At 68.3% G+C, this 5,662-nt stretch carries 5 protein-coding genes; 1 reads left to right on the forward strand and 4 read right to left on the reverse strand.

The features are described 5' to 3' along the window. The 3 genes from VFL64_RS11130 to VFL64_RS11140 form a co-directional block, all read right to left on the reverse strand. On the reverse strand, positions 1 to 1,050 hold a 1,050-nt coding region (locus VFL64_RS11130; RefSeq protein WP_489540443.1), incomplete at its 3' end, for a PAS domain-containing protein. Positions 1,051 to 1,176: 126 nt separating this feature from the next. Further along, positions 1,177 to 1,719, reverse strand: a complete 543-nt coding sequence (msrA, locus tag VFL64_RS11135) for a peptide-methionine (S)-S-oxide reductase MsrA (protein WP_489540444.1) — start codon at positions 1,717 to 1,719, stop codon at positions 1,177 to 1,179. A 55-nt stretch (positions 1,720 to 1,774) separates the two neighbouring features. Continuing rightward, positions 1,775 to 3,844, reverse strand: coding sequence for a TonB-dependent receptor family protein (locus VFL64_RS11140; RefSeq protein ID WP_489540445.1), 2,070 nt, complete (start codon positions 3,842 to 3,844; stop codon positions 1,775 to 1,777). A 195-nt stretch (positions 3,845 to 4,039) separates the two neighbouring features. Here VFL64_RS11140 and VFL64_RS11145 point away from each other — a divergent pair, with 195 nt between their 5' ends. Further along, positions 4,040 to 4,852, forward strand: coding sequence for a YdcF family protein (locus VFL64_RS11145; protein WP_489540446.1), 813 nt, complete (start codon positions 4,040 to 4,042; stop codon positions 4,850 to 4,852). Positions 4,853 to 5,032: 180 nt separating this feature from the next. Here the strand turns inward: VFL64_RS11145 and VFL64_RS11150 are convergent. Next, positions 5,033 to 5,662, reverse strand: a 630-nt coding sequence (locus tag VFL64_RS11150; RefSeq protein ID WP_489540447.1) for a UbiD family decarboxylase domain-containing protein, incomplete at its 5' end; no start/stop codon positions are given.

Below are 5,662 nucleotides of genomic sequence, written 5' to 3' on the forward strand. Positions count from 1 at the left end.
CTCGCGCCGCGACCACGAGGCCACCCAGCGCACCATGCCGTTGGGCCGCACGATGCGGAACTCGGCGTGCAGGCCCTGCGTGCCGGTGCCCACCAGCGGGCGGTGGTTGCGCGCGATCTCGCGGTCGTCGGGGTGCACCAGCTCGTTGAGCCAGCGGTCGTTCGGTGGCGGCGGGTCGCTGCGGGGGATGCCGTAGAGGCGGTACATCTGCTCGTTCCACTCGATGGTGCCCGTCTCGATGTCGACGTTCCAGATGCCCACGCCGGCGGCGTTGGTCACGCGGTCGATGCGCTGCGCGTAGGCCTGGGCGCGCTCGCGCTCGGCGATGCGCTCGGTCATGTCGAGCGACACCCCAGAGAGGGCGATCACCTCCCCCTGCGCGTTGCGTTCGGCTACGCGGCGGGTGAAGAGGTTGCGGTAGCCGCCGTTGCTGTGGCGATAGCGGGTCTCGACGTCGTGGACCTCGGTGGAGGCCGCAGCCTCTTGCGCGGCCCGCATCACCGCGGGCAGGTCGTCGGGGTGGATCAGGGTGCGCAGCTCGTCGATGGTGAGCACCTCGCGCGTCTCCATGCCCAGCATGCGGTAGCCCCAGTCGCTGAGGTAGACGCGGTTGGCCACCAGATCAAGCCGCCACAGGGCCACCGCGGCGAGGTCCACCGCTCTGCTCCACTGCGCGGCCTCGGCCTCGGCGGCACGCAGGCGGACACTCAAGCGCTCCTGCGACTGCTGGAGATCGCGCGCCGGGTGTTCATCAGAAGGCTCGGCCACCTCGAGCCAGATCAACCAGCCTTCAGGCAGGGTGACGGCCGTCCAGGTCAGCCCAATGGCGGGCGCGCCGATCGAGACGCGGCCTTGGCCGTGGCCGGCCGCAAGAGCCTGGCGCAGCTGGGCCGCGAGCTTGCCCCACTCCGGCCCCACCAGCTGTTTCCGCTGCGCCCAGGCCTGCGCCGCTGGGTTGGGCTGCCAGCCGACCGCCCGACCGCCGTCGCGCGCATCGTCGGCCCACAACCTGAGGGCCAGGCCAGGCGCCGACAACCAGAGTTGATCCATGCCGTCCATGCGTAGAAAGCGGTGCGGGCAGTCTATCGACGCAGCAACGCCGCCGCCTGGGCGTATACCCGTCGTCCGTGCGGCTGGCTGCGCTCAAGCTGCCAAATCGCGCACGCTTGGCGAAGCTCAGGGCTTCACGCGGTCGGCGAACGTCCTGCGGAACTTCTCGACCTTGGGCGCGACGACGAACGCGCAGTAGCCCTGGTCGGGGTGCTGGGCGAAGTAGTGCTGGTGGTAGTCCTCGGCGCGCGAGTAGTTGTCGAGCGGCTTCAGCTCGGTGACCACCGGCGAACGGTAGGTGCCGCTGGCGGCGATCTCGGCCAGCACCTCGCGCGCCACCTGCTCCTGCTCGGGCGAGCTGAAGTAGATCCCCGAGCGGTACTGCGTGCCCACGTCGTTGCCCTGGCGGTTGAGCGTGGTCGGATCGTGGACCACGAAGAAGATCTCGAGGATCTCGCGCAGGCTGATCTGCCCCGGGTCGAAGCTCACGCGCACCACTTCGTTGTGGCCCGTCTCGCCGGTGCACACCTGCTCGTAGCTCGGGTTCAGCACATGGCCATTGGCATAGCCCGACTCGACCGCAGTGACGCCCTGCACCCGCTCGTACACCGCCTCGGTGCACCAGAAGCAACCGCCGCCCAGGGTGATGGTTTCGGTCGTCGCGCTCATGTGTCGTTCTCCTTGTCTGCGATGACAGGGATTCTGCGCTGGGACCGAGAGACCCTCAGAACGCGTAGCTCGCCGTGGCGGCCACCAGCCAGTTGCGAGGCAGCGCCGGCTCGAAGAAGCGGCTGTTGCCTTCGTTGACGATCACCGAGCCAGCGTAGTTCTGGTTGCCGGCGTTGTCGACGCGCAGCAGCTGGGTGAAGCGCCAGCCTGCCAGCTCCTGCGCAAAGCCGGCGCGCAGGTTGAGCACCGTGACCGCAGGCGCCGCGTCGGTGTTGGCGTCGTTCACGTAGAGCGCGGCGGTGTGCACCACCTCCACGCCCGCATTGAAGCCGCCCCAGGCGGCCTTGGGCGACCAGGCCAGCTCGGCGAAGCCGCTGCGCTCGGGCGTGGCCGGCAGGCGGTTGCCGGTGTTCTCGAAACGGGCGCGCAAGGCGGTCAGGCTGAGCGTGGCGCGCAGTTCGTCGGTGAGCTGGCCCAGGTAGGCGAGCTCGATGCCGCGGCGTTCGGTGTTGTCGGCGTTCTTGTAGGTGGAGCGCCCGCCCTGGTTGACGTCGACCAGGATCTCGTCGGTGGTGTCGATGGCGAACAGTGCCGCATCCAGCCGGTGGCCGTCGGCCAGCTTCCACTTGGCGCCGAGTTCCAGGTGGCGGCTGCGCGAGGCGCGCAGTTCGGTGTTGAGCCCGGTGAGCCCGTCGCTGCGGTAGGCCAGCTCGCTGAAGGTGGGCGTCTCGAGGCCGCGGCCGGCGTTCACGTAGACGTTGAGCGTGGGCAAGGCATGCCAGGTGAGGCCGAGCACCGGGTTGACGCCGCTGTAGTTGACGCCGCCGCTGTCGTCGGGGTTGCCGGTGGTGATGTAGTGGTCTTCGGTGCGAAAGCGCACGTCGATCGAGCGCAGGCCGGCAGTCAGCGTCCAATCGGGATGCAGGTCGAGGCCCGCTTGCAGGTAGGCGTCGCGGTTGTCCACCGTGTTGCGCTCGTCGCGCTTGAGCGCGCCCTGCACGCCCAGGTTGTTGATGTAGCCCTGGCGGTTCTCGCGCATGGTGTCGTACTCGATGCCGCCCGTGACGCGCAGCACCATGCCGTTCTCCAGCGCCATGCGGTGCGCGAGCTGGGCGCCCAGGCCGGCGTAGCTGCGGTCGAACTGCACGATGCCGCCGCTGGAGGTCGGCGATGCCTGTGCGGCCGGCGGCACCGACAAGGCGTTGTCGAGGCTGCGCTCGCCCAGGTAGAGGCGGCCGGTGAAGGTGGTGTCTTCGCTGAAGCGGTGCTCGAGCACCGTGCCGGCCTGCTGCTGGCGCACGGTCTTGCGGGTGTCCTGCGTGATGGCCGCTGGCACCACCTGCTGCGGGTTGGCCTCCCACTGGGCGCGGGTCAGACCGAGTGGGTCTTGCGAGTTCGGCTGGTCGAGCGCGTTCAGCACCACGCTGAGGTGCGTGTCGGGCGTCAGGTCGCTCTGCCAGCGGCCGTTGAGCTGGCCGCGCTCGGCGGCGCTGTGGTCGCGGTAGCCGTCGGTCTGGAAGCGCGACACCGCCAGCGTCAGCCCATAGCCGGGTGTGCTGGTACTGAACTTCGCACCCAGCTTGGCCTGGCCATAGGGGCCGACGCCCGCAGCCACCGTGGCGGTGGGCTGCCTGGCATCGTCTTCGGTGAACACCTGCACCACGCCGCCGGCGGCGTTGCCATACAGCTGCGCCACCGGGCCACGCAGCACCTCGATGCGGCCGGCGGAGCTCAGGTCGACATTGGACGCCTGGCCCTGGCCGTCGGGCATGGTGGCGGGGATGCCGTCGACGATGAGGCGAACGCCGCGGATCCCGAAGGTGGAGCGTGCGCCGAAGCCGCGGATCGAGACCTGCAGATCCTGCGCATAGTTCTGCCGGTTGAGCACCGTGATGCCGGGCACGCGGTTGAGCACCTCCGACAGGTTGACCTGCGGCCCGCCGTTCTCGACGACGTCGCGCCCGACCGCGCTGATGGCCGCCGGCACATCGAACGACGGGCGGCCGGTGCGTTCGGCCGAGATCACCACGGTGTCGAGCACCGTCACTGGCTCGGAAGTTTGTGCCCACGCTGGCGTTGCTCCACCCAAGGCGGGCAGCGCCAGCCAGATCACCTTGATTCGCATCGCAGAAGGCCTCGTTCCAGGATGGCGGGCACTGTTTCACACCGCACCCGCCCCGTGAACCCCGGGCAAGCGAGCAATTTTTCACTGTTCATGCGCCAAGCCGGCACAAACACGGGCCGGCCACCGCACAATCGCGCGCAAATCGCCCAGGGAGAGAGCCGGGCACGCTCAACGACAACTGCAGAAAGACATGGCATGAACGGTTTGTTGACCCTGCTCGGCATCGAGTCGTGGACCCCGGTGCTCACGGCGCTGCTGCTGCCGCCAATCCCCTTCTTCCTGCTCATCCTGATCGGCGCCCGCCTGATCCTGCCGCGGCGCGGCCTGGGCTGGTTCGTGATCCTGCTGAGCCTGGTCGGCATGTACCTGAGCACCTGCCTGGGCACCGGCCGCCTCCTCACCGAGTTCGCGTTGAAGCCGCCGCCCGCCATCAGCGGTGACGGCGTGGCCGAGCTGAAGGCGGCCGTGAAGGCCAAGGAACAGATCGCCATCCTGGTGCTCGGCGCCGGCACCGAGCGCCTCGCGCCGGAGTACGGCGTCACCAACCTGACGGACAACTCGCTGGAGCGCCTGCGCTACGGCCTGTGGCTGAGCCGCGAAACCGGCGCGCCCGTGGCCTTCAGTGGCGGCCTTGGCTGGGGCCAGCTCGAAGGCCTGCCCGAGGCGCAAACCGCCGGTCGCATCGCCTCGCAGGAGTTCGGGCAACCGATCAAGTGGCTGGAGGACCAGTCGCACGACACCCACGAGAACGCCATGCGCAGCCTGCCGCTGCTCAAGCAGGCCGGCGTCACCCGCATCCTGCTCGTGACCCACGGCTGGCACATGCCGCGCGCACGGCGCACCTTCGAGCAGGCGGCGGGTGGCACCATCAAGATCCAGGCCGCGCCCATGGGCATGGCGGCCCTTCGCAGCGACAACGCGGCGCTCGACTGGCTGCCCACGTCACATGGTTTCGAGAGCGTGCGCACCGCCCTGCGGGAGCTGATCGGCCTGCTGGTGCGGGCCTGAAAAAGCGAAACCCCTCTCGACCTTGCGGTGAGAGGGGCGGGCAGCTGACGCTGCCATTTCGGGGCTCCAGAGGAAGTAGGTCCGGGGCTCCTATAGCGCAGGGACTGCGCCGGTGAGGTTGCCTGCATGCAGGCCCTATAAAACTAGATGAGCGGCACACGCATTGCCAAGTGAGATCCGCTATGGGGCTCCACGGCCTTGTTTGGCAGGATTCATGACGCCGTCAAACAGATGCGCTATGCGCTGCTCCACTGCAGCGTCCATGCGGATATTGCGGCCCCACTCCCGGCTGGTTTCCCCCGGCCATTTGTTGGTGGCGTCCAGGCCCATCTTGCCGCCCAGGCCACTGACGGGCGAGGCGAAGTCGAGGTAGTCGATCGGCGTGTTCTCCACGAGCGTGGTGTCGCGCACCGGGTCCATGCGGGTGGTGATGGCCCAGATCACGTCTTGCCAACTGCGGATGTCCACGTCGTCGTCGGTCACCACGATGAACTTGGTGTACATGAACTGCCGCAGAAAGCTCCACACGCCGAACATCAGCCGCTTCGCATGCCCCGGGTAGCGCTTGCGGATGCTGATGATCGCCATCCGGTAGCTGCAACCCTCCGGCGGCAGGTAGAAGTCGACTATTTCCGGAAACTGCTTCTGCAGGATGGGCACGAAGACTTCATTCAAGGCCACGCCCAGCATGGCCGGCTCGTCAGGCGGTTTGCCGGTGTAGGTGGAGTGGTAGATCGGGTCGCGGCGCAGCGTGATGCGGTCCACCATGAAGACCGGAAACTCGGCCTGCTCGTTGTAGTAACCGGTATG

The sequence above is a fragment of the Rhizobacter sp. genome (assembly GCF_035702065.1).
Classification (GTDB): Bacteria; Pseudomonadota; Gammaproteobacteria; order Burkholderiales; family Burkholderiaceae_C; genus Rhizobacter.